This is a genomic window from Paenibacillus bouchesdurhonensis, assembly GCF_900155685.1.
GTDB classification, from domain to species: domain Bacteria; phylum Bacillota; class Bacilli; order Paenibacillales; family Paenibacillaceae; genus Fontibacillus; species Fontibacillus bouchesdurhonensis.
The window spans coordinates 4,455,761-4,478,177 of sequence record NZ_LT732548.1 but is presented as its reverse complement, the minus strand read 5'-3'; the positions used below and the strand labels follow the sequence as shown (position 1 = coordinate 4,478,177).

Sequence of the window (22,417 nt, the reverse complement as noted above, 5' to 3'; positions counted from 1 at the left end):
AAAGATTAGCTGATTTGCCGCCTAATACCCCTATGCCGCCCGAATTGCGAATGGATTAGGCATACTCATGACCGAAGTATATCGGTCTTTTTTTATTTACGAAGAAAATCAACGCGAGAATGGCAGAAAGGGGTGCTGCTATGAACAAAGTAAGTTCAAATCGCATTCGTAAGGGAATCGCAGACGCTCTGGCGGAAGCATTTCCTGGCATAACAGTCTATGACGAAGAGAGTGAGCAGGGCCTGGAAAGACCATATTTCATGGTTCAAATGCTGACAACATCACAAATACAAGAACTGGGCAGGCGCTATCACCGCACTCATACCTTCGACATTACCTTTTTCCCGACAGGGCCGCAATACAACGAAAAGGCTCATGCAACCGCAGAAATACTCTATGATGCGCTAGCGACAGTAGAGATCGATGGCGAAATATACCGGGGGATTAATATGAAGCATGAAGTTAATGATCAGACATTACATTTCTTCGTGGATTATAACTATTGGCTGTGGAAGCCGAAGCCGGAAATGCCAAAAATGCAAACACTCGAGCAGGAGGGGTACTTAAATTATGGCTAAAAAAGAAGAAGATACAAAGCAAAAGGCGAATGCAGCTCGCTTTACGAAGGAACAATTTGTGCAATCTGAGCAATGGCAAGGTGTTGATCGAGATATCCTTAGCATTGTGCTGGAGGATTACAAGACTTATTCGATCGCACAAGCGAAACAGCTAGTAGAACAATTTATGAACAGAGAGGTGAAATAAATGGGCGGCACTTGGACTACACAAAATAAAGTATTGCCTGATGTATACATTAATTTCAAATCTGAAGCACAGGCACTTGGTAAATTAGGAGAACGAGGTATATTGGCGGTTCCCGCTCATCTGCCTTGGGGGAAAGAAGGAATCACGACACTTGAAGCAAGCACATTTATGCAGAACTCGTTAGCTGCTATCGGGTTTCATGCAGTCGACCCACGGATCAGGCATATTGCCGCGGCACTTTCCCATGTTAATAAGGTATTGATTTATCGCTTAGGAGCAAACGGGGCAGTGAAGGCAAGCGCCGTGTCAGGTAGTTTGACCGCGACGGCTAAATACGGCGGCCCGCGAGGAAATGATCTGAAAGTTTCGATCCAGTCCAACATAGATATGCTGGGCTTTTTTAATGTCATCACGTATGTGGATCAGGAGGAAGTGGATGTCCAGATGGTCGAAAAAGCAGAGGATCTCGTATCCAATGACTTTGTGGACTTTAGCGGTACAGGCGTATTGACAGACACTGCTGTGACCTCCCTGGAGGGCGGGGCGGACGGTTCTGGCGGAGCTGGGGAATATACTGCAGCCCTTGCAGCCTTTGAGGCGGAGGAATTTGAGGTGTTGGCGGTGCCTACAGAAGATAGTGTCATTAAATCACTCGCAACGGCTTATACCAAGCGTCTCCGGGAGAACGAGGGGAAGAAGTTTCAGACTGTACTGTGCAACTATCCTGAAGCGGATCATGAAGGTGTAATTAGCCTGAAAAACGGTATTGTGACCGCTGATGGCTTAACGGTAGAACCGACCTATCTGGTATGGGAGATTGCAGCTATGGAAGCAGCTGCTAACGTCAACCAATCGTTGACTTATGCGGTGATTCCTAACGCAGTCGATGTGTCACCGAAATATACAAAGACTGAGCTTGTTCAGGCGATTAGTAACGGCGAAATGGTGCTTACTGTCGATAACGGCCAGGCACGAATTGTGCAGGATATTAATACACTTAAGACATTTACGATGGACCGGGGGAAGCCATTTAGCAAAAACCGGATTATTCGCACCTTGGACGCCATTGCTAATGATATATCCAGAGTGTTCAAACAGCATTTCCTTGGCAAGGTATCCAATGATGCCGACGGGCGAAATCTGTTTAAAGCTGAAGCGATCTCTTATCTCGAGAGCCTGCAGGCTATAGGTGCGATCCAAAATTTTGATTCTCAAAAGGATATTGAAGTTTTGCCGGGCAAGGATTCAGATTCCATTGGAATTAATCTTTGGATTCAAGTCGTGGATAGCGTCGAAAAAATTTATATCAGTGTCACAGTACGTTAAGGGAGGGGTTCAACAATGGGAGTTTTTAATGTTAAAGATGCCATTAGCGGCAAGACTGCACGAGCTTTTGTAACCATCAACGGACGGGTGGAGGAATTGCTCTACGGTAAGACCGGGGAGGCCACTGCTGAGAAAAACAAAGTGGATGTGCCTGTGCTCGGTAAAACGAATACGCCACAGCGTGCTGCTGGATGGAAAGGCACTGGTACACTGACGGTCTATTATGTAACGTCGATGTTTAGGGAATTGATGATCAACTATATTAAAACAGGTGAGGATTTTTGGTTTGATTTGATGATGGTCAACGAGCAACCGGGGAGTGCTGCGGGGAAGCAAACAATTGTGCTTAAAAACTGCAATGTCGATAGTCTGCTCCTCTCCAAATTTGATGCCACCAGCGACGATATGCTGGAAGAGGAAATTCCGTTCACATTTGAGGATGTGGACATGCCGGATATGTTTAATACTATTTAATGATAGAAAGAGGGAAACGATATGAGCTTGCAAGAATTTTTGAATGCTAACCCTATTGATGGTTTGACGGAAGAAGTGACCGTGTCCAAGCGCTTTAAAGATGCAGAGGGAAATCTGTTAAAGTTCAAGATTAAGGCCATGACAGGTCCTGATTTTGAGGAGCTTCGCAAACGTTCTACCATCATTCATAAAAAAGGGAAGGTAGAGTTTAATGCACAGCAGTTTAACACCACATCTGTCATCAATAATACGCTAGTACCTGACTTTAAAGATGCGGAGTCCATTAGCAAACTTGGTTGTTCCACTCCTGAGCAATATGTAAATAAAGTGTTGTTGCCCGGTGAGCTTGCAACGCTTGCTGAACACATCCAACGCCTGAGCGGTTTTGATGTTGGGATGGAGGATCTGGTGGAAGAAGCAAAAAACTAATCAGGGAGGGCGACAGTGAGGCGAATTATGCTTACTATGCCCTCCACAAGTTTCATAAATGGCCCAGTGAGTTTTTAGCCCTTTCTAGAGAAGAGAGGGCTTTTGTTATGGCTTGCATTGATGAAAGGGTTGCAGCGGAAGATAAAGCGGCGAAAAAAATGAAGAGATAGTTATTTGCTTCGAAAGAAGGTGAAATACAAAATGGCAACAGTGCAAGCGACTCTGAACATGATTAACAATTACCAGAAGATTATTCATATGACACAGGTAATCAACAACAATTACCAGCAAATCAACACCACATTAAACGATGCAAATATAACTATTAACAATGGCTTGAAGCAAACGGAATCCTCAGTTAAAAGTCTTGTATTTGGTGTTATAGCCAAGGGGGTGAAACTTGCCCAAAAACTAGGGGGGGTGATCGGTGGTGCCATGGCGATATCCGATGACATGGCTAATACCAACGCCCGTTTAGCTTTTGCTAATGATGGTTTGCGCACCCAGGCTGGGTTACAGCAGCAAGTTTTAGATATAGCCAATAGAACCAGGACGAGTTATAGTGCAACAGCCGGACTCATAACTAAGCTTGGAGTAGGTACGCAAGGTTTATTTAAGAACAATGATGATTTGCTTGATTTCACGGATAAATTCAATAAATCTCTAGTGATTAGTGGAGTTTCAGCAGCAGATGCTGAAAATGCTATGCAGCAAATGTCCCAAACGTTGGGAGATGGGGTTGTGCAAGGGGATGAACTCCGCCACCTTTTGGATACTGCCCCGGCCATGATGCAGATATTATCGGGTGGATTAGGAATTTCCGGTGGAGAATTAATGCAAATGGCAGCTAACGATCAGCTTACAGCCGATCAATTTGTTAAGGCCTTTCAGAAACAATCGGGAGACATTGACAAGATGTTCGAGGACATGCCGGTGACCTTTGGTGGTGCGATGACCGTTCTCGACAATATCATTAAAGGCTGGGTCGGGAGCTTAGGGGAAGCAGGAGGCCCATTAGCAAGAATTACTGAACTGGTAGTCTTGTTAACCACTTACTTGCAGTCTGATGCCGTGGCAAATTTTCTGGATGGATTAGCAGTGGGCATATCCGAGGCAGTATCGTGGATGATTCAACTAGTTGAGTATGCAGCTCAAGTCTTTAGCTTCTTCTCTGAAAATTGGTCCCTTCTCGGCCCGATTGTATGGGGGCTGGCAGCAGCGATCGCGGGGTTAACCTTAGCGATAAACTGGAGCACGATAGCTACAAGGATTGCAGCCACAGCCCAGGCGCTATGGAATGCGATCATGAACGCTAATCCCATCGTTTTAATCATAACTTTGATTGCATCCTTAATTTTGATCCTCTATAAATTGTGGACAACCAACGACAATTTTGTAGCTGGTGTTATGCGAGCGTGGAACTTTATTCTGAATATATTTGATCAGCTTCCGGCGTATTTCTGGCAGTTGGTTGAATGGATGATGGTACCCTTTATTGTTTGGTCGCAAACGATCGGGAAATTGTTTGACCATGTAATCAATAACATCATCAATGGTATAAATGTCATATTAAGCCTGATAGACAGGGTTACTGGGTCAACGTTTGCGTTACAAGGGAAGTTTAACATGGAGGATATAGCTGGCAAGATCGCTGATTTTGCTGGCACTGAAAAAGACGAAGCCTATGCGAGAGCTGCGAAAAAGGCACAGGAACGAGATCAAAAGTTGTCGGATATGATGGCGGACAGGGCTGCGAATAGAGCAAAACAACAAGCCGATGAAGAAGCGAAAGGCGGCCCTAGGGGATCTAGCGCCTCTTTGTTCAGTCAAACCGGTGTGCCTGCAGCATCCATTGACAAAGTTGATAAAGTGGGTAGTGTTGGAAAAATTGAAGACAAGGTGGACATCAGTAGTGAAGACCTCAAAACGATGCGTGAGCTGGCAGAAATGAAGTCCATCCAAAACTTTGTAACGCTAACACCTACCGTATCCGTTAGCACCGGGGATATTAACCATGGAGCAGATTTGGATTCGATCATATCGCAAATTGCAGTTACATTGGAAGAAGAAATAGCATCGAGTGCGTCGAGAATATACGCTTAAATTAAAGGTAGAAAGGGGGGGGATCCGTGGATAAATACACTCTCACCCTGTCATTCAACAATGGAGCCGAAGCCATAGAATTCCCGGTGCTTCCGGGTAAAATTGAGGTTCAATCCAGCGGGGATAGTAAGACATACGATATATCTATGTTAGGCGAAATTAACGTCATCAAGAATATGAAGCTGAAAGAAATTGCTTTTGAAAGCTTATTCCCAGCAAGTTGGTTTCCGGGGGTTAATGTTGAGCGCAGCGCTATGTTCAGGCCGGCTTATTACATTGATAGAATTGAAGATTGGCGAAGTAAAAAACGCCCGGTTCGGTTGGTGCTCACCGGTTCGAATTTGAATATTAATATGGCAGTGAGCATTGAAAAGTTTAGCTGGAGTGAAGAAGGCGGCGCTGTGGGGGACATACACTACCAACTTTCGTTTAAAGAATATCGCTTTTACGCCGCGAAGAAGGTCAAAGTCGAGCAGGATGCAACGGGCAAAGAAACGGTACTGTCTGAGAATCAGTCAGCGTCGCGTGCAGATACTCGGGTACAGCCTGGAACGTATACTCTTGTCGCGGGAGACAACCTTTGGAAAGTGGCTAAACAATTTCTGGGCGATGGCAGTAAATATAAGCAAATACAAACACTGAACGGTATCAAAGACAGTGAATTAAAACGGCTGCCCATTGGTAAAGTTATTAAGCTGCCATAGGAGGGGTAACATGCTGCAAGTGATGACGGACGATAAACAAGGCGGTATGTATGATATATCGGAGCTTGTCACGGATGCAACCTGGAAAACATCAAGGGTCGGCAAGCCGGGAAGCCTAGATTTTACGATGCTGCAAGATCGTAACTATCTGATTCAAAACGGGGACATCGTCTCGGTGAAGTATGATGATAAGCCCCTTTTTTATGGCTATGTATTTTCAATCGGCAGGAGTCAGGAAGAAACGCTAAAGATCAAAGCGTATGATCAGATTCGATATTTAACCACGACAGATACTTACGTATTTAAGAACAAGACGGCAGCAGCGATTATCAAGCAGATTGCCAACGACTTCGAGTTGAAGTGGGGCTATATCGCTGATACCAAATATGCACTTCCCACACTGATTGAGGACGGTCAGAAGCTTATTGATATCATCGACAAAGCTCTAGCACTCACAACGGTCAACACAGGAAGCATTTACGTGTTTTACGACGACTACGGCAAGCTGGCCTTACAAAATGTAAAGGACATGAAGCTGGATATAGCTATCGGGGACGGGAGTCTGATGACCGGGTTCAGCTTTGAAAAGAGCATCGACAGCGAAACGTATAACCAGTTCAAATTGGTGCGTGACAACAAGGACACCAAGAAGCGGGATGTGCATATCGCTCAGGATAGCGCCAATATGGCGAAATGGGGGAGACTACAGTATTACGAAAAAGTAGACGAGAACATGAATGATGCCCAAATTCGTCAGCTTCTCGATCAGTTGATCAAGCTGAAAAACCGCGAGACCAAAAGTTTGAAGGTGGATGCGCTAGGGGATCCGTCCGTTCGTGCTGGCTGCTACATCCATATGGAAATCGGGGAATTGGCGATCAACCAGCTTTACTTGGTTGAGGAATGTTCCCACCGTTTCAGCGGCGAAGAATACACATTGCAAATTGAATTGAAGGTGATCGAATGAGTCTAGCCAATGCGATAAAGCAAATCACCATGAATCTGAATGAAGCAGAGCATCCTGTCGCGGTCATGTTTGGTACAGTGACCAAAGAACAGCCCCTGGAAATCCTCGTCGATCAGCGTTTATTGCTGGATGAGGATTTTTTTGTTCTGACTGAACAGCTGACCAGGTGTGAAATTGATCTGAAACACAGCCATCACACAGATGGCATTCCGACCCAGGATGCGTTAACAGAAAAGATCGTTATTCGCGAGGGGCTGAAGGCGGGTGACGGTGTTTTGCTGTTAAGAATGCAGGGGGGACAGCAATATGTGGTGCTAGATAAGGTGGTGGGATCATGATACCGTTGGGCGGCAATTTAATGACGGCTGAGACGGCCCTGGAAACGAGCCGGACATATGGCATAGATTTTCATAAAGGCCGGTGCACGGGCATGGTTGAAGGTTTGGATGCAGTCAGGCAAGCCGTGTATAAAATACTCCAAACCGACCGATTCGCACATCTTATCTATGATGCGAATTACGGCAGCGAATTAACAGGATTGCAGGGGCGAAGTCAGGGGTATGTGCGATCAGAAATAGATCGTCTTATAAAGGAAGCACTATTGGCGGACAACCGAATATCTGGGGTGGAAAACATGCAAATCACAATCACTGGGGATGAAGCGCTAGCCACGTTTACGGTAGTTTCTACCTTCGGGGATTTTAAAAGCGAGGTGACAATAAATGTATGAACACCAAACCTATGAACATATTTTGCAAAGGATGCTAGATAAGGTATCCCATCATGTCGATAAACGCCAGGGATCAGTTATTTACGACGCTCTGGCTCCTGCTGCAGCGGAGCTGGCCCAGATGTACATCGAACTGGACATAAACAACAACCTTGCATACGCCGATACGGCCACAGCAGAGTATTTGGAACGGCGTACAGCCGAGTTCGGGATTCACCGTGAACCAGCAACGAAAGCAAGGCGTAAAGCTTTGTTCTATGGCTCCAACAACGTACCTATCGATGTGCCAGCAGGGTCCAGGTTCTCGATCAACGATCTTGATTATGTTGCAGTCAGCAGGGGCGGTACTGGCGAGTGGGTTGTAGAATGCGAAACGCCGGGGGTGGTCGGCAATCAGGAGTATGGGGGAATGCTTCCCATCCATTATGTTGCAGGCCTGGTTCGTGCTGAATTGACGGATGTACTCGTACCGGGAGAGGATGCAGAGAGTGATGAAGCTTTGCGGAAGCGGTACATGGATGCGATTAACGAGCAGCCTTTTGGCGGCAACATCGCGGATTACAAGAAAAAGATTAACGAAATTTCCGGTGTAGGCGGCGTTAAAGTATTTCCGGTATGGAATGGCGGGGGGACGGTGAAGGCGACAATTCTCGCAGCCGATTTCAGCCAGCCGTCTCAAACGCTGATAGACGAAGTTCAAACGAGGATTGATCCAGAACAAAATCAAGGCCAGGGATTGGGACTGGCGCCGATTGGTCACGAGGTAACGATCACGGGTGCCCAGGGGCGCATAATGGATGTCACAGCATCATTGACGCTAGCTCCCGAGGCCGTCTTGGGACAAGTACAAAGTGACGTTGAAGAGGCGATAAGCGCTTATCTGTTATCCCTTCGGCAAGCATGGGCCAATGACTCATCTCTGATCGTTCGCGTCGCGCATATCGAATCTCGCATTTTGACTGTGCAGGGTGTAGTAGATGTGACCCATACGATGCTGAATGGAGCGGCAGCGAATGTCATTTTGACAGATGAACAGATCCCAATCATGGGGACGGTGACGCTGAGTGAATAGATTCATGCAGTATCTCCCGGACTTATACCATGATGTCGTGGATTTTGTGGATTTGACTGAGACGGAGTCGCAGGAATTTATTAGCGTGGAGCAGGTTGTTGACCAATTATTGGATGACCAATTCGTAGTTAGTGCTTCGATGCAGGCGATTAAACGACGGGAAAAGATTCTAGGCATACAGGCCGACCCTGCCACAGAAACGCTAGAGTTCAGACGAAAGCGGCTGATTAATCGGTATTCTACGAAACCGCCGTTTACTGTGCGGTATTTGCAGCGTCAGCTCGATTTTTTGGTGGGGGCTGGACTCACGATTGTCAGTGTAGATCCCCAAGCTTTTAAGTTAAACGTTACAACCAATCTCGATGATGCAGCCGTATTTAAAGAGGTTGAACATACGGTTAAGATGTTAAAGCCTGCGAACATGATCTATCAGCAGCAAACCAGTTTAGGGGACGTCCTCGGCTTGGAAGAAAGGATCACTAGTAAGGAAATTTATTGGAACTATAAATTAGGTGAATGGAAGCTGGGAGAAAAACCATTTGCCGACTTCGGTCCGGAGGTGGTGGTGAAGTGATGATAAGCTCTTTTTTGAATGATGTGGCTCGCTTTGTTGATGCGAATATTTCAAAGGTCGTGTTGAATGATACGGTTGAGATTACAAGCTTTAGTGTAAAGGAAGTAACCGGTTCAACCGTGGGAATGCAGTATATCGTCCCAGCCGCCGATGTTTCGCTAGTTACGAAAATTGAGCTTAAGGATGCGAATAACAACATTAAAACAACCAATAACGTTTATGTACCGATCACGACTGATACTCTTCTGCTGCATACGGTACAAGCTAAGGAGGTGTAAGGATGGCGAGGACAGATTGGAGTTTGAATGGCACGGTTCAACCTCAGGATATGAATGCGATCGGGGAAGAGATCAATCAACTGCGTGAAGATGTGGATCATATCGAAATCCCTTCGGCATCAGTAACGGAGGCGGGGATCGTGAAGCTCTCTAATGCTACGAACAGCACTAGCGAGACTTTGGCAGCAACACCCCGGGCAGTAAATTCGGCGTATGATGCAGCCACAGCAGCGCAAACTACGGCGAACGCGGCTAATACTGCTGCGGCAACAGCGCAGGCGAGGGCTGATTCGGCTTTTCAGCTTGGCAATGAGCGAAAAGCGGAAGTGGTTGCCGCGCTTGTTGCCAAAGGGATTTCGGCATCCACGAGTGAGAGTTGGGATTCGTTGATTGCAAAACTCAATTCTATCGTAAAGGCGACCGGGAATGCAGTTACAGCGGACGTGTTGAGTGGCAGAACGTTTAGTAATGCCGGTGCAAATAATCTGATCGGGAGCATGCCTAACCGGGGCTCAGGTGGTACTGTAACGCCGGGGACGACGAACCAGACAAAAGCGGCGGGTTATTATAGTAGCGCAATTACGATATTGGGAGATTCTGATTTAGATTCTAATAATATAAGGAGCGAGGTTGATATATTCGGGGTGCTAGGGGCTCTAGAACCTAAATTGTACTACGAATATACTGTAAATAGGATCAATCCGAGTGTAAGTAGTACATTAGAACTCCCTTTTACGCCAAAGATTGCCATGATTACTGGAACCTATAAATCAAATCCATTAGAGAACTCACCAACAGATTTGGATTATGGAATTTGCTATCTGTTGTCTCATACTATATATAACAACTATTTGTGGCAGTATACGGTTCCTGGTAATTTATATATCGGTAAAGAAAACTATAATCGCGATGAACCATTAAATGGCCTACTGCTTTACCGACACGTTGGAAATTCTAGCAAAACTATCTATAACGTTGTTGTTAGAGCATGGGGATAAAAGGTTAAAGTTATGTTGAAATTATTTACCAAGTGAACGAAGGGGGTTAGAGATGATTAGAATATTTCAGTCCAAGGATTGCGTTGAAGCAGTCGAAGCTAAAGATTTGACGTCGATCCTTATTCATACTTGCAGATATGGTAGGATCAGTTAACTTCTCGCTAGAAAGTGTGCTGAGGTCATTAAGCTTAAAAAATGGGGCTCAGGAGCTCGTGGCCAACCCGGGACACTTTGTGTATAAGAATGATACAGGGAGTGTCGATATTTGCAACTATGAACACCTCGCTGCTGAGAGGTACGAGGAAGTTTCGGGAACTGAAAATAGCAGAATAGCCATAATGAACGCCACAAGGCGTATTTTTTTAACATAATTTCAAACTGAAAGGTGATATATGGTAGTTCTAATTATAGGGCAGCTCAAAGTGCCTGCGAAGAGCCGCTTATCTAGCGGTAATACGCGGATTAAGAAAGAAACCACTTATTCCATAAGCCTCCATTAAATGGAGGCTTATTTGCTATGCTTTAAAATCAGTATATCAAAATATCCGATAATTTATTGGGGGAAGATCCATTTCCTGTATTCATAACACAAATACATATGGTATAATTTTTGTAATTATTTGTACCTAATTCATATTTTACATAATATTCGAAAATTTTGAAGGAGGAATTATAATGAATGAGCAATCTGCTGCTGCAACGTCACCTGTAACTATTGTCGGTTATGCGGATGAGTTTAGTGTACAGCCGGGACAGGACATCAATTTCATGATTGATACTGCAAGCGAAGTCTATATGGCCAATATTGTAAAGCTATGCGGCGGAATGCCAGACCCCAACAATTCAACTGAAGTGCCGACGAAGCTGATTCCAGCGGATTGTGCAGGAGAGTATAAAGGACGAAGACAAACAACGCTAGCTGGTTCATATGCTGAACTGACTTTACCGCCAGAATGGCTGCAAGATGGAGAATTCTCAGTACAAATGTGGATTTATCCTACGATTCCGAAATATGACAACGAGCAGACGATTTGGTCTGCATGTTCCACTGAATGTACAGACTATGCCAGATTGTCATTAACTAGGGATGGAAAATTGGCATTCTCACTCGAAGCTGCAGGCGGGAAAAGTGCTGGTGTGGTCACGGATCAGCCGCTGCTTGCGAAGGAATGGTATTTCGTAGCAGTGCAATATTCAGCACAGAATGAATCTGTAATGCTATTCTCACATCGATATACTGGATGGAGCCAAGTAAATGAATTACAGTTCCATACGGAAAAGGCGGGTTTCGACTATTCCAGAACTGTCACGGAGCATGTCCTGCTTGCGGCGGATATCGACCCGGGGAAAAAGGGAAGAACAAGATGCCACTATAACGGCAAAATTAGCAATCCACGTTTCTTCTGTAAATATTTTAACGAGCATCAATTACGTGAGTTTGCCGCTGGCCGTATTTCTGCTGCGGATCAGATTGATATGATTGCTGATTATGATTTCAGTAAAGATATATCCTCGACTAAGCTTTGGGACAAATCATCTGGCAGCTATCTTGGTATGCTGAGACAAGGTGGCGTACGAGGAGTAACCAGTTATAACTGGACGGGGGAACAGGTGGATTATCGGATTGCTCCAGAACAGTATGCTGCTGTTCATTTCCACGATGATGATGTCGTTGATGCAGGCTGGGAGGTGGATATAACCTGGAAAATACCGCAGAACTTAGAAAGCGGGGTCTACGCATTGCAACTGGAGGCCGACGGCTTTGTGGATTACATTCCTTTTTACGTCCGCCCTTCCCGGGGAACTGCGACTGCTCAGGCTTTGTATTTAGCGCCAACGAACACGTATTTGGCTTACGCAAATGAGCGGCTGTTTAAACTAGCGCAGGATTATTTAGATGATGATTATGTTTTGCCGGCACAAGATGTTTATTTGGATGAGCATGCTGAACTTGGAAGCTCAATTTACGATTTGCATAGTGATGGCTTCGGAGTACAATTTTCGTCAAGGCTTCGTCCAATGTTGAACTTTCGTCCCAATTACACCAATTGGCGTGCTGTACGCCATTTTCCGGCGGACATGTATATTACGGGGTGGCTTGAGCGGCAGGGGCACCGTTACGATGCGGTAACGGACGAGGATTTGCATAACGAGGGAATTGAACTGCTTCGTCAATATAAAGTCATTATCACTGGCAGCCACCCTGAATATTGGACACGGCCGATGATGAAGGCGCTGGAGCAGTATTTGGCAGAAGGGGGCCGCCTGATGTATCTTGGTGGGAACGGATTTTATTGGGTTACAAGCCTTGATCCGGATCGTCCTTACTTGTTGGAAGTACGGCGTGGCAACGCTGGTTCCCGTTCTTCTGATTCGCCGCCTGGGGAACTCTTTCATAGTACTACGGGGGAACCGGGGGGCATTTGGCGCCACTATGGCTACGTTCCCCAGCGTCTAGTAGGTGTCGGCACAACTGCTTTAGGTGGCGGTACAGCTAGCGGTTATAAACGCCTTGAGGACAGCTTCCATCCTTCAGCACAATTTATCTTTGAGGGCATCGGTGAAAATGAGATTATTGGCGACTTTGGTTATGCATCAGGTGGAGCCGCTGGTGACGAGGTGGATCGTTACGACCTTGGATATGGTACCCCCCAACACACGTTATGGCTTGCCACATCAGTGGCTTTGGACGATAATTATCAATTTGTGCATGAGGATTTGCTTAATACGATGCCGAATCAAGGAGGAAGCACTCACCCATTGGTGCGTGCGGATATGACTTATTTTGATATAGAGGGCGGCGGGGCAGTATTCTCAACAGGATCCATCAACTGGGCAGGAAGTCTGCCATGGAACGAATATGATAATAACGTTGCCATAATTACTGAAAATGTCTTGAAACACATGTTAACCAAGGAAAAGCCTGCATCTACGGTTAACGGCGCAAAAATATAGTGCTTGAATAGTCAATGTTGTTATCAGGGAAGCTGCCATTTCAGGAAGCTTCCCTTTTTTCATTTTGGCTGTGCTATAACCTGATTGATTTTTGAGTACATATTATGATCTGGCTCGTATATAGTAATAATCCAATCGATTATTTCTGGTCGATTCGGTTTACAATATAGGTAACAACACATGCATTTTATCAAGAATAAGAGGTGTTTCTCTAATGTGGCATTCGAAATCACAGGAAGAAGTGCTCGAGGAGTTGCAGGTCGATCCGGCTGCGGGGCTTTCTGAGGAAGAAGTACGCACGAGACTGGAGCAGCACGGGCCGAACAAACTAAAGGGCAAGCCAAAGAAAAGCATGATTGCTCTATTTTTAGCCCAGTTAAAGGATATGCTCATTTATGTGCTCTTGGGCGCAGCAATAGTTACTCTCATCGTAGGCGAATATGTGGATGCCATCATTATTCTTGCTGTCGTTCTGCTTAATGCGCTGATCGGTGTATTCCAGGAGCATAAGGCGGAGAAGGCCATTGAGGCCTTGCAGCAAATGACGACGCCCAGGTCGCTCGTTCGCCGTCAAGGAGAGGTGAAGGAGATTAATTCCGAGGACATTGTTCCCGGGGATATTGTCATTCTGGACGCAGGTCGATACATACCGGCTGATCTTCGGCTGCTGGATAGCGCCAATTTGCAGATTGAGGAATCGGCTCTGACCGGGGAGTCCGTCCCTTCGGATAAAGACGCCTCAACCCTGCTCGATGATCCCAAGACACCGATTGGAGATATGTCCAATATGGCCTTCATGTCTACCCTTGTTACTTATGGTAGGGGAGAAGGCATTGCGGTGGCTACCGGGATGAACACGGAGATGGGGAAAATCGCGACGATCCTTGATGAGGACATTCATGAACTGACCCCGCTGCAAAAAAAATTAGAAGAGCTTGGCAAGACACTGGGCTTCATCGCCATTGGCATCTGCGTACTGATTTTTGTTATCGGTCTTATTCAGAAGCGTGATTTGTTCGAGTTGTTCCTGACCGCGATCAGCTTGGCCGTGGCGGCTATCCCGGAAGGGCTGCCGGCCATCGTCGCCATTGTCCTCGCCCTTGGCGTGACCAGAATGTCGAAGATCAACGCGATTGTGAAGAAGCTTCCTGCCGTGGAGACGCTGGGCTCGGTCAATATTATTTGTTCGGACAAAACGGGTACCTTGACCCAAAATAAAATGACTGTTGTGAAGTACTATACCGCTACTCCGCTCGGTGACGAGCCTCCAGTAGAGCTGATTAAATCATTCGTTCTCTGCTCGGACGCAACATATGAGAACGGGGAAAGCACGGGGGATCCAACGGAGGTTGCACTTGTCGTATACGGGGAACAAAACAATATTTTAAAGAAATCGCTGGAGGCTGAATATAAGAGAGTCTCCGAGAAGCCCTTCGACTCTGACCGCAAGCTCATGTCTACGCTAAATAAGACGAGAACGGGCTACCGCGTCCATACCAAGGGGGCAATCGATCAACTGCTGAATATCTCCACCTCTGCGGTCGTAGGCGGGGAGGTTGTTCCTCTGACCGAGGAACTAAAGCAGCAATATTTGAATGCAGCTGAAGGCATGTCCGACGATGCCTTGAGGGTGCTCGGTGCCGCGTATAAAGATACGGAACAGCTTCTATCTCCGGATGAGATGGAACAGGATTTAACGATACTTGGCTTTGTCGGCATGATTGACCCGCCGAGACTTGAAGTGAAGGATTCCATCCGTGAAGCGAAGATGGCGGGAATTACACCTGTTATGATTACTGGTGACCACCGGAACACGGCCGTAGCGATCGCTAAAGAGCTCGGCATTGCCGACTCGATCGATCAAAGCATGACGGGGGCGGAAATTGATGAGCTTTCCGATGAGGTTTTTGCTCAGAAAATCAGAAACATCCGTGTGTTCGCCCGCGTCTCGCCCGAGCACAAAGTGAAGATTGTCAAGGCGTACAAAGCCCAAGGCAATATCGTCTCGATGACCGGTGACGGGGTGAATGATGCGCCTTCACTAAAAAATGCCGATATCGGCGTTGCGATGGGAATTACCGGCACCGACGTATCCAAGGGCGCCAGCGATATGATCCTAACCGATGACAACTTCACCACCATTGTGCATGCTATTCGACAAGGAAGAAATATTTACGCGAACATTCGCAAGACCGTTACCTTCCTCCTGTCCTGTAATTTCGGTGAGGTAGTTGCCATTCTGGCATCAATTCTGTTCTTCTGGCCGCTGCCGCTCTTGGCTACACAAATCCTCTGGGTGAACCTTGTGACTGATACCTTGCCGGCGATTGCGCTTGGCGTTGATCCAGGAGAAGAGGATGTCATGAAGCGGAAGCCGAGAAATCCGAAAGAGAGCTTCTTTGCCGGAGGTGCAGCATTTCGGGCGATTCTCGGCGGTATTCTGATCGGCTCCCTGACACTGGTTGCCTTCTACTTAGGCCTAAGAGAGCACGGCTTCAGCATGAACTCGGCGAATATATCCGAAGAGGCGATGACGTATGCAAGAACGATGGCCTTCGTTGTACTTGCCGCATCGCAGCTATTCTATTCATTCTCGAAGCGGAGCGACACGAAATCGATTTTCCAGGTCGGCTTGTTCTCTAACAAGCTGTTGGTCGGTGCGGTCATTGCTGGGTTGGCGCTTCAGTTTGCTTCGATCAGCATTCCGTTCCTGGCAGCTGCCTTCAAAGTCCACAACCTGTCCCTTGCAGATTGGGGCGTTGTGATTGGCCTAGCCTTGATCCCACTCATCATCAATGAGGTTATCAAGGTGTTCATGCGAATGGGCGCGGCGAAGCAAGCGTAGGAATAAGGAGCGGCTGAGCCATAACATCTCAAAAAAACACCTGTAATTTTACAACGGGGCTGCCCATTGAGCCCTTGAAATAGAAAGCCGGACGGAAACGCCATATTTTTCGATCCGGCTTTTTGTTAGATGCCCCCTGTTTAAAACTTCCAATGGTAATTTTTTTTGAATTACGAGAAATGGGATTGCGAAGTTTGGGCTTCATGTGCTACTATAGCCTTGTCATTGAAAACGTTACCGATAAGGATTCCGATTACGTTTTCGGAAACGTTCCCGAAAACGCTATCATGATTATTGCATAAGGTTTTCATGACAAACGATATTTCATTAACGAAAGAGGGGTCTATACGATGAACAAGCTTAAGAAAATGCTAGGAATTATGCTTGTACTCACTTTGGTTACTGTGCTGGCAGCATGCGGTAAGAGCGATAATTCGGCGGCCGGCGAAAACGGCGGCAAAAGCGAAGGCGCGGCTGGTGGAGCTAAAGAGATTTACTTCTTAAACTTTAAACCAGAAATTGCTGAGGTTTATGAGAAGATCGCTAAGGAGTATGAAGCGGAAACTGGTGTTAAGGTAAAAGTTGTTACCGCGGCAAGCGGAACTTATGAGACGAAGTTGAAATCGGAAATTTCCAAGAAGGACGCGCCGACAATATTCCAAATCAACGGTCCTGTAGGCTATCAGGCTTGGAAAGATTACTCGTTGGATCTTAAAGATACGAAGCTCTACAGCTACTTATCCGATCCGAGCCTTGCTGTAACGAGTGAGGATGGTGTATATGGTATTCCTTACGTCGTGGAAGGCTACGGAATCATCTATAATGACGCGATTATGCAAAAGTATTTTGCCCTGCCGGACAAGGCAGTATCGATTTCTTCAGCATCTGAAATCAATAACTTCGATACGCTGAAGGCTGTTGTGGAAGATATGACAGCGAAGCAGGATCAGCTTGGCATCAAAGGTGTATTCGCTTCCACTTCACTAGGTGCAGGCGAGCAGTGGAGATGGCAAACTCACTTAGCCAACCTGCCGCTGTATTATGAATTCAAGGATAATACGGAGTTCGACAATACAGTCATGGCTGGTCTGGCAGCAGATGAAGTTCAATTCAAATATGGCGACAACTTCAAAAATATTTTTGACCTGTATACGAACAATTCGGTAACTAAGGGAGCACTTCTGGGCGGAAAATCCGTAGCCGACTCCATGGCCGAATTCGCGCTTGGTCAAGCCGCGATGGTTCAGAACGGGAACTGGGCTTGGGGACAAATTAATGAAGTAGGCGGTAACGTAGTTAAAGCCGAGGATATTAAATTCTTGCCGATCTACACGGGCATGAGCGGAGAAGAGAAGCAGGGTCTTGCCATCGGCACAGAGAACTACCTCTCCATTAACAGCAAAGTATCCCCTGAGAAACAGCAAGCTTCGATCGAATTCCTGGAGTGGCTATTCACCAGCGATAAAGGAAAAGCGTACGTTACGCAAGAGCTAGGATTTATCGCGCCGTTCAATACATTTAATGAAGATGAGAAACCGGCCGATCCACTGGCTAAAGAAGTAATGACCTGGATGGAGAAGGACGTGACCTCTGTACCTTGGACGTTCGCAGCCTTCCCAAGCGAGGAATTCAAAAATCAGTTTGGCGATGCGCTTCTGCAATATGTTCAAGGCAACCAAGCCTGGGATGAAGTCGTGAAGGTATTCACGGAGAGCTGGAAGGCAGAGAAGGCTAAATAAGTTTTAGTGCAGGCGGTGCCACTGGGCTGAAGAAGCAGCTCAGTGGCACCAATACGATGGTCGGTGAATAAGTGGCATTTATAGCATCATGTTTAAAACTGAGATAGGAGAAGAAAACATGCAAAAGTCGATAAAGAAATACTTTGCCCTTTTTGCATTGCCAACGATCATCGCCTTTTCGGTAGCTTTTGTCATACCTTTCTTATTAGGTGTATATCTGTCCTTCACGGAATTTACGACCGTGAATGATGCAAAGTGGGTAGGATTAAGCAATTACGTCAAGGCGTTTTCGAATCAGGATTTTTTGAATGCGTTATGGTTTACGGTGAAATTCACCTTGGTATCGGTACTAACAATTAATGTGTTTGCCTTCACTCTCGCCATGTTGTTGACCCGTGGCAAGAAGGGCACGAATCTGTTCCGAACGGTGTTTTTTATGCCGAACTTAATCGGCGGGATTGTGCTCGGTTACATTTGGCAGCTTATCATTAACGGCGTACTGTATAATTTTGATCTCACCTTAACCTATGATGCGAAATATGGCTTCTGGGGACTTGTTGTGCTAATGAACTGGCAGCTGATCGGTTATATGATGATCATTTATGTAGCTGGCATTCAGAACGTTCCTAAAGACGTGATCGAAGTAGCGAAGATCGATGGGGCTTCCCGTTTCCAAGTGCTGCGCAATGTCACACTGCCTCTAGTCATGCCATCGATCACGATATGCTTGTTCTTGTCACTGTCGAATTCCTTCAAGCTGTTCGACCAGAACTTGGCTTTGACTGCAGGTGCGCCTGCGAAGCAAACAGCGATGCTGGCATTGGATATTTACAACACCTTCTATGGTAAGACGGGTTGGGAAGGCGTAGGTCAGGCTAAGGCCGTTGTGTTCTTTGTCCTGGTGGCTCTAATTGCGCTGGTGCAGCTTCTTATTACCAGAAGGAAGGAGGTTGAGAGCTAATGCAAAAGACAAATAAAGGAGCAGACGCTCTTATATTTCTTATTTTATTCGTTCTAGCCGTAGCTTTTATTTCACCGATTTTAATCGTATTGATGAACTCTTTTAAAGGAAAGTTCTTTATCAGCGACACCCCGTTCTTATTTCCGAATAGCGAGACGTTCTCGGGAGTCAGCAACTATACAAGCGGTATTGCCAAGACGGATTTCATCTCAGCATTCGGCATGTCGCTATTTATTACAGTGTTCTCCGTGGGTGTCATCGTGCTGTTTACGTCAATGACAGCCTGGTATATTACGAGAGTAAAGACGAAATTCAATCAAATGCTATACTATATTTTTGTCTTCTCGATGATCGTGCCTTTTCAAATGGTGATGTTCACGATGACGAAGACGGCAAACGTACTGAATCTTGACAATCCGATTGGCATCATCTTTATATATTTAGGTTTTGGGTCAGGCTTATCTGTCTTCCTGTTCAGTGGATTTGTGAAGTCCATTCCGATTGAGATTGAAGAAGCGGTCATGATCGACGGATGTAATCCTGCGCAGTCCTTCTTCAAAGTGGTTCTGCCGATCCTTAAACCGATTGCAATCACGGTCGCGATCTTGAACGTGATGTGGGTATGGAATGACTACCTATTGCCCGATCTGGTCATCGGCAGCGAATACAAGACGATTCCAATTGCGATCCAGTATCTGAAAGGCGGTTACGGCTCGATTGATATGGGAGCTATGATGGCGATGCTGGTTCTTGCCATTGTACCGATTGTCATATTCTATTTGCTATGCCAGAAGTATATTATTGAAGGTGTCGTAGCAGGGGCAGTTAAGGGCTGACAGGCGCCGTTTCTTCGATGGAAGCTGCCTTGTTTTCTAATACTTTAACTGCTATTCTAATCAAATGTATCGGTGTGGTAGTTTACATTACGATGTAAGGGAAGAACAAATATGGCTTCTATTACAATTAAAGATATTGCAAAGATGTGCGGCGTTGGAGTAACTACGGTCTCCCGAGCGATTAATAATCATCCGGACATTAGTGAAGAGACCAAAACGATGATTATGAAAGTCATCAAAGAGAATCATTATGTGCCGAATAACAGTGCAAGAAATTTAAAGCGCTCGGTGTCCAAGACGATTGCGGTGCTGATCAAGGGGATTACCAACCCTTTTTTCAACCCGATGATTCAAGTGTTTGAGAGGGAAATCCAACGGAAGAAGTATTCATTTATTTTGCAGCGAGTTGATGAGAAGCAGGATGAAATTGAAGTGGCCATCGAACTGGAGAAGGAGAAACGACTGAAGGGCATCGTGTTCCTCGGGGGGTATTTCTCTCACTCCAAAGAGAAGTTGGATCAATTATCCGTACCGTTCGTGTTAAGTACGATCGGCATGACGGAAGAGTTCGATCCTAATGATTATTCCTCCGTATCGGTCGATGACGTGAAAGAGAGCCATAAAATCGTTGACTATTTATGCAATGAGGGGCATCGTAAAATTGCGATCATTACGGCTCCTATGGACGATGTAAGTATCGGTAAATTGAGATATGAAGGATACAAGAAAGCATTGAAGCAGCACGGCATTGAATACAATGAGCGGCTGGTGCGCAGTATGCGGGAAGATATCGACAGCTACTCGATGGAGAACGGATATGAGGTGACGAAGGAGCTGCTGCAGTCCGGTGAAGAGTTCACGGCGATTTATGCCGTCTCGGACAGTCTCGCTATCGGAGCCTGCAAAGCGATATTCGAAGCCGGCCGCAGGGTGCCTGAAGATTATTCGGTCGTTGGCTTTGACGGATTGGACATTTCTTTCTACTATAATCCTTCGATTACGACCATTAAGCAGCCGACCGAGGAAATTGCTCAAGAGACGATTAGAATATTGTTCGATTTGATCGATAAGAAAATAACTCATGCACATAAAACGTTTCCCGGTGAGCTGGTCATCAGGAATTCTACTAAGCGCTTAAACTAGTTTTTCGCTTATAGAGCAGCGCAGTACACCAGCTTGCTTCGGCGAAATGTGAAGAGCCCTGTCTCCCTCCCAAGGGAGAACAGGGCTCTATGTATAATAGTTGCTATTTACTAAATCGCGTAGTCCGCTGGACAACCGCATTTACTTTTAATTATTGGCGCGGAACAGCTTTTTATCGAAAAATAATAAAACAACGAACAAGGCGATGGCCACCAGCAGCACACAGGCAGGAAGAATGAAAGAAAGCAGGGTTGCCGTGTTCTGCATTTTGTAATAGAGAAGCATGCCGAAGGGCATGAGTCCGCCGCCAATGATGCTGCACCATACATGCAGTTTGGCGATTTTGAGCATACTAATCTCTTTAAAGATATAGTAGAACATGCCGTAGACGAACAAGGTCAGCCAGCCAACGACAAGAATATGGGCGTGAGCAGGTGTCAGAGAATAATCATATCGCCCAGCCATATCCGCCCCGATCAATGCGCCGATTAAGGAGTAAACTGCTGCAATGCGGATTAACCATTTACTATAATTAACCATAGTACGCTCCCCGAAAATTTTTGTAATGACATTTCCAAATATATATCAGAATTATGAACGCAATATGAACAAAGTGTGTCCGAGGTGCTTGGGCAACTTGATCGCAGTGAGAGGCGTTTCTCCAAAGCACGTTATTTCAGGGCATTCGTCAAGTCGAGTGAACCATGCTACAATAGCGGGGAATGGAAAGGAGTGATACAGCAATGGCAATAGAAGTCGATGTTCAGGGCACCCCGAATCCGAACGCAGTGAAGATCAATGCGAGTGCGACGTTGTTTGAAGGCACTGGCAGTATGTCCGTCAAGAGCGGCGACTCGACAGACCATCCGCTTGCAAGCGCGCTAGTTAGCATCGAAGGCGTTGATAACATCTTTGGTTTGAGAGATTTCGTAACGATTACCAAAAAGCCTGAAGCCGATTGGGATGCGATTCTAGCAGAAGCGGAAGAGGTCTTCAAGAAGATTTACGGTTAACAGAAAAGATGGTTTACAATAAGCCTACAGTAAGTCTGATCCTACGGATTTATCTTTAGGTGAAAATGCGATTACGCTGTAAAAGCAAAAAAAGGCGGTTCTTTAAGGGAGCCGTCTTTTTTTGCTTTGTCACAAATCCGGCTCCTTTGCCGTCACATGGAAAACAACACAAAGGAGATGGGAAGATGAACGAATTAACATGCCTTGTCATAGGCGGGGGATATGCAGGAATACATGCGATCCGCTCTATTCAGCAAGCATTTCAGAAAGCCGGAGAGACAAGGAAGATACGAATTGTTCTGATTGATAAGGAGCCCTATCATCTACGGAAGGTGCTGCTCTTTAAGCCCGCTGCACATCAGGAGGAGATCACTATTGCTTTTGCACGCATGTTTCCGGATATCCAAGTTGTCAGAGGAATTGTCGTGAGGATCGAAATCCGGATAAGTTAACGCATATATAGCACAACGGGTTGACTTTAAATTTTACTATATGGTATATAAAA

At 46.0% G+C, this 22,417-nt stretch carries 23 protein-coding genes; 22 read left to right on the top strand and 1 reads right to left on the bottom strand.

Features of this window, described 5'->3' with window-relative positions:
* Positions 1–140: 140 nt before the first annotated feature.
* The 20 genes from CZ379_RS24465 to CZ379_RS24370 all read left to right on the top strand — a co-directional run bounded on the left by CZ379_RS24465 (position 141) and on the right by CZ379_RS24370 (position 20,899).
* Positions 141–578 (top strand): phage tail terminator family protein, encoded by a 438-nt coding sequence (locus tag CZ379_RS24465; protein ID WP_110934002.1) that lies wholly within the window; start codon positions 141–143, stop codon positions 576–578.
* Positions 571–765, top strand: a complete 195-nt coding sequence (locus CZ379_RS24460) for a YqzN/YkzM domain-containing protein (protein WP_110934001.1) — start codon at positions 571–573, stop codon at positions 763–765. The genes CZ379_RS24465 and CZ379_RS24460 overlap by 8 nt, the downstream gene beginning before the upstream one ends.
* Positions 766–2,091 carry a phage tail sheath family protein gene (locus CZ379_RS24455; RefSeq protein WP_110934000.1) on the top strand — a complete coding sequence of 442 codons (1,326 nt, stop codon included), beginning with the start codon at positions 766–768 and terminating at the stop codon, positions 2,089–2,091.
* Positions 2,092–2,106: 15 nt separating this feature from the next.
* Complete coding sequence (locus CZ379_RS24450) at positions 2,107–2,565, top strand: phage tail tube protein (RefSeq protein WP_110933999.1); 459 nt, start codon at positions 2,107–2,109, stop codon at positions 2,563–2,565.
* A 21-nt stretch (positions 2,566–2,586) separates the two neighbouring features.
* Complete coding sequence (locus CZ379_RS24445) at positions 2,587–2,994, top strand: phage tail assembly chaperone (RefSeq protein ID WP_110933998.1); 408 nt, start codon at positions 2,587–2,589, stop codon at positions 2,992–2,994.
* Between the two features lie 201 nt (positions 2,995–3,195).
* Positions 3,196–5,097: a tape measure protein gene (locus CZ379_RS24440; RefSeq protein ID WP_199925762.1), complete on the top strand. Its 1,902-nt coding sequence runs from the start codon at positions 3,196–3,198 to the stop codon at positions 5,095–5,097.
* Between the two features lie 26 nt (positions 5,098–5,123).
* Positions 5,124–5,801: a LysM peptidoglycan-binding domain-containing protein gene (locus CZ379_RS24435; protein WP_110933996.1), complete on the top strand. Its 678-nt coding sequence runs from the start codon at positions 5,124–5,126 to the stop codon at positions 5,799–5,801.
* 10 nt (positions 5,802–5,811) lie between these two features.
* Complete coding sequence (locus tag CZ379_RS24430) at positions 5,812–6,768, top strand: XkdQ/YqbQ family protein (protein ID WP_110933995.1); 957 nt, start codon at positions 5,812–5,814, stop codon at positions 6,766–6,768.
* Positions 6,765–7,106, top strand: a complete 342-nt coding sequence (locus CZ379_RS24425) for a DUF2577 domain-containing protein (protein WP_110933994.1) — start codon at positions 6,765–6,767, stop codon at positions 7,104–7,106. Before CZ379_RS24430 ends, CZ379_RS24425 begins: the two co-directional genes overlap by 4 nt.
* On the top strand, positions 7,103–7,498 hold the full coding sequence (locus tag CZ379_RS24420) for a DUF2634 domain-containing protein (protein ID WP_110933993.1): 396 nt from the start codon (positions 7,103–7,105) through the stop codon (positions 7,496–7,498). Before CZ379_RS24425 ends, CZ379_RS24420 begins: the two co-directional genes overlap by 4 nt.
* Positions 7,491–8,570, top strand: a complete 1,080-nt coding sequence (locus CZ379_RS24415) for a baseplate J/gp47 family protein (protein WP_110933992.1) — start codon at positions 7,491–7,493, stop codon at positions 8,568–8,570. Before CZ379_RS24420 ends, CZ379_RS24415 begins: the two co-directional genes overlap by 8 nt.
* Positions 8,563–9,144, top strand: a complete 582-nt coding sequence (locus tag CZ379_RS24410; RefSeq protein WP_234405008.1) for a putative phage tail protein — start codon at positions 8,563–8,565, stop codon at positions 9,142–9,144. Before CZ379_RS24415 ends, CZ379_RS24410 begins: the two co-directional genes overlap by 8 nt.
* Positions 9,144–9,422 (top strand): ketopantoate hydroxymethyltransferase, encoded by a 279-nt coding sequence (locus tag CZ379_RS24405; RefSeq protein WP_110933991.1) that lies wholly within the window; start codon positions 9,144–9,146, stop codon positions 9,420–9,422. Before CZ379_RS24410 ends, CZ379_RS24405 begins: the two co-directional genes overlap by 1 nt.
* Positions 9,423–9,424: 2 nt before the next feature.
* Positions 9,425–10,420 (top strand): phage tail protein, encoded by a 996-nt coding sequence (locus CZ379_RS24400; protein WP_110933990.1) that lies wholly within the window; start codon positions 9,425–9,427, stop codon positions 10,418–10,420.
* Positions 10,421–11,095: 675 nt separating this feature from the next.
* The gene (locus tag CZ379_RS24395) at positions 11,096–13,375 is read left to right on the top strand and encodes a N,N-dimethylformamidase beta subunit family domain-containing protein (RefSeq protein WP_110933989.1); all 2,280 of its coding nucleotides are present in this window, start codon (positions 11,096–11,098) and stop codon (positions 13,373–13,375) included.
* 214 nt (positions 13,376–13,589) lie between these two features.
* Positions 13,590–16,220, top strand: a complete 2,631-nt coding sequence (locus tag CZ379_RS24390) for a cation-translocating P-type ATPase (RefSeq protein ID WP_110933988.1) — start codon at positions 13,590–13,592, stop codon at positions 16,218–16,220.
* Positions 16,221–16,570: 350 nt separating this feature from the next.
* Positions 16,571–17,959, top strand: coding sequence for an ABC transporter substrate-binding protein (locus CZ379_RS24385; RefSeq protein ID WP_110933987.1), 1,389 nt, complete (start codon positions 16,571–16,573; stop codon positions 17,957–17,959).
* Between the two features lie 118 nt (positions 17,960–18,077).
* Complete coding sequence (locus tag CZ379_RS24380) at positions 18,078–18,920, top strand: carbohydrate ABC transporter permease (protein ID WP_110933986.1); 843 nt, start codon at positions 18,078–18,080, stop codon at positions 18,918–18,920.
* Positions 18,920–19,756, top strand: a complete 837-nt coding sequence (locus CZ379_RS24375) for a carbohydrate ABC transporter permease (protein ID WP_110933985.1) — start codon at positions 18,920–18,922, stop codon at positions 19,754–19,756. The genes CZ379_RS24380 and CZ379_RS24375 overlap by 1 nt, the downstream gene beginning before the upstream one ends.
* A 111-nt stretch (positions 19,757–19,867) precedes the next feature.
* Positions 19,868–20,899 carry a LacI family DNA-binding transcriptional regulator gene (locus tag CZ379_RS24370; RefSeq protein ID WP_110933984.1) on the top strand — a complete coding sequence of 344 codons (1,032 nt, stop codon included), beginning with the start codon at positions 19,868–19,870 and terminating at the stop codon, positions 20,897–20,899.
* Between the two features lie 147 nt (positions 20,900–21,046).
* Here CZ379_RS24370 and CZ379_RS24365 read toward each other — a convergent pair whose 3' ends face one another.
* Positions 21,047–21,439: a hypothetical protein gene (locus CZ379_RS24365; RefSeq protein ID WP_110933983.1), complete on the bottom strand. Its 393-nt coding sequence runs from the start codon at positions 21,437–21,439 to the stop codon at positions 21,047–21,049.
* Between the two features lie 203 nt (positions 21,440–21,642).
* On the opposite strand from CZ379_RS24365, the gene CZ379_RS24360 reads away from it, so the two are divergent.
* Both CZ379_RS24360 and CZ379_RS24355 read left to right on the top strand, forming a co-directional pair.
* On the top strand, positions 21,643–21,912 hold the full coding sequence (locus CZ379_RS24360) for a NifU N-terminal domain-containing protein (protein ID WP_110933982.1): 270 nt from the start codon (positions 21,643–21,645) through the stop codon (positions 21,910–21,912).
* A 185-nt stretch (positions 21,913–22,097) separates the two neighbouring features.
* The gene (locus CZ379_RS24355; protein ID WP_199925760.1) at positions 22,098–22,364 is read left to right on the top strand and encodes a hypothetical protein; all 267 of its coding nucleotides are present in this window, start codon (positions 22,098–22,100) and stop codon (positions 22,362–22,364) included.
* The last annotated feature ends 53 nt before the right edge of the window (positions 22,365–22,417 follow it).

Excerpts from the sequence above, each read along its gene's own strand:
- CZ379_RS24450 (WP_110933999.1), top strand. The coding sequence starts at position 2,107 with ATGGGAGTTTTTAATGTTAAAGATGCCATTAGCGGCAAGACTGCACGA.
- CZ379_RS24405 (WP_110933991.1), top strand. The coding sequence starts at position 9,144 with ATGATAAGCTCTTTTTTGAATGATGTGGCTCGCTTTGTTGATGCGAAT.
- CZ379_RS24460 (WP_110934001.1), top strand. The coding sequence starts at position 571 with ATGGCTAAAAAAGAAGAAGATACAAAGCAAAAGGCGAATGCAGCTCGC.
- CZ379_RS24355 (WP_199925760.1), top strand. The coding sequence starts at position 22,098 with ATGAACGAATTAACATGCCTTGTCATAGGCGGGGGATATGCAGGAATA.
- CZ379_RS24400 (WP_110933990.1), top strand. The coding sequence starts at position 9,425 with ATGGCGAGGACAGATTGGAGTTTGAATGGCACGGTTCAACCTCAGGAT.
- CZ379_RS24365 (WP_110933983.1), bottom strand. The coding sequence starts at position 21,439 with ATGGTTAATTATAGTAAATGGTTAATCCGCATTGCAGCAGTTTACTCC.
- CZ379_RS24430 (WP_110933995.1), top strand. The coding sequence starts at position 5,812 with ATGCTGCAAGTGATGACGGACGATAAACAAGGCGGTATGTATGATATA.
- CZ379_RS24425 (WP_110933994.1), top strand. The coding sequence starts at position 6,765 with ATGAGTCTAGCCAATGCGATAAAGCAAATCACCATGAATCTGAATGAA.
- CZ379_RS24395 (WP_110933989.1), top strand. The coding sequence starts at position 11,096 with ATGAATGAGCAATCTGCTGCTGCAACGTCACCTGTAACTATTGTCGGT.
- CZ379_RS24440 (WP_199925762.1), top strand. The coding sequence starts at position 3,196 with ATGGCAACAGTGCAAGCGACTCTGAACATGATTAACAATTACCAGAAG.
- CZ379_RS24360 (WP_110933982.1), top strand. The coding sequence starts at position 21,643 with ATGGCAATAGAAGTCGATGTTCAGGGCACCCCGAATCCGAACGCAGTG.
- CZ379_RS24455 (WP_110934000.1), top strand. The coding sequence starts at position 766 with ATGGGCGGCACTTGGACTACACAAAATAAAGTATTGCCTGATGTATAC.
- CZ379_RS24415 (WP_110933992.1), top strand. The coding sequence starts at position 7,491 with ATGTATGAACACCAAACCTATGAACATATTTTGCAAAGGATGCTAGAT.
- CZ379_RS24445 (WP_110933998.1), top strand. The coding sequence starts at position 2,587 with ATGAGCTTGCAAGAATTTTTGAATGCTAACCCTATTGATGGTTTGACG.
- CZ379_RS24380 (WP_110933986.1), top strand. The coding sequence starts at position 18,078 with ATGCAAAAGTCGATAAAGAAATACTTTGCCCTTTTTGCATTGCCAACG.
- CZ379_RS24375 (WP_110933985.1), top strand. The coding sequence starts at position 18,920 with ATGCAAAAGACAAATAAAGGAGCAGACGCTCTTATATTTCTTATTTTA.
- CZ379_RS24420 (WP_110933993.1), top strand. The coding sequence starts at position 7,103 with ATGATACCGTTGGGCGGCAATTTAATGACGGCTGAGACGGCCCTGGAA.
- CZ379_RS24465 (WP_110934002.1), top strand. The coding sequence starts at position 141 with ATGAACAAAGTAAGTTCAAATCGCATTCGTAAGGGAATCGCAGACGCT.
- CZ379_RS24390 (WP_110933988.1), top strand. The coding sequence starts at position 13,590 with ATGTGGCATTCGAAATCACAGGAAGAAGTGCTCGAGGAGTTGCAGGTC.
- CZ379_RS24385 (WP_110933987.1), top strand. The coding sequence starts at position 16,571 with ATGAACAAGCTTAAGAAAATGCTAGGAATTATGCTTGTACTCACTTTG.
- CZ379_RS24370 (WP_110933984.1), top strand. The coding sequence starts at position 19,868 with ATGGCTTCTATTACAATTAAAGATATTGCAAAGATGTGCGGCGTTGGA.